1 protein-coding gene is annotated in these 929 nt (G+C 57.2%); it reads right to left on the bottom strand.

The window, feature by feature from the left end; all coding sequences use genetic code 11:
• On the bottom strand, window positions 1–822 hold an 822-nt coding region (locus ACOCD2_RS22345; protein ID WP_293715894.1), incomplete at its 3' end, for a virulence factor BrkB family protein.
• Window positions 823–929 lie beyond the last annotated feature (107 nt).

Raw genomic sequence — 929 nt, 5'->3', positions numbered from 1 at the left:
GGTGAACTCTGCTCCCAGCAGGACCACTACCCAGGAAACGTAGATCCACACCAGAAAAATCGGTATCGCCGCCAGCGCACCGTAAATGGCCTCGTAAGTGGGGAACGTGGTGAGATACCAGGCAAACCCCTGCTTGCTGAATTCGAACAGAACAGCAGCCAGCGCACCGCCCAGTGCGGCATGCCAGAACTTCACCGGCCGGTTCGGCACCAGCCAGTACAGCAGGGTAAAAGCCACGCCTGAGGTCAGGGTCGGCACCCATTCAAGCAAGGATCGCCCCACACTGCTGGCCGTGGCTTCCGAGACCATGGGCAGGGAAACCAGGTAAGAAGTCGCCAGCACGCTGGCGCCCATCAGTACCGGCCCCATGGACAGCACTGCCCAATACACCAGAAACATGTTCAGGGGCCTGCGCTTGCGTTTCACGCTCCAGATCGCGTTGAAGGTCTTGTCGATGGTAGCCATGAGCATGACGGCCACCACCAGCAGCGCCAGGAAACCCACACCACTGAGACGGGAAGCCTTGCTGCTGAATTCCAGCAGATACTGATGCACCACTTCACCGGACGCGGGCATGAAATTCCGGAAGATAAACTCCTGCACCACGTCACTGACTTTCTCCGCAACAGGAAAGGCGGACAGAATAGCGAACACCACCGTCATCAGGGGAACCAGTGACAGCAGTGTGGTATAAGCCAGGGAGCCGGCTCTTTCCAGTCCGCCATCCTCGACAAAACGCTTCATCATTCGGTACAGGAAAAGGAGCGTATGGGACAGAATATCACAAGCGTGTCTTCGGCCTCGTGAAAGATTTTGGGACATCCCAGTCCCCAAAATCGACTCGGCCTTTGACAACCTATTCGTGCCCCAGCCGTCCTGGTCACCAAGCACTACACAACAACTTCGCAAGCTCGTTGCTGCTCCGTACT

It is taken from the genome of Thiolapillus sp. (genome assembly GCF_048562965.1).
GTDB classification, from domain to species: Bacteria; Pseudomonadota; Gammaproteobacteria; order Chromatiales; family Chromatiaceae; genus Thiolapillus; species Thiolapillus brandeum_A.
This window is presented reverse-complemented; position numbering and strand designations above follow the sequence as displayed.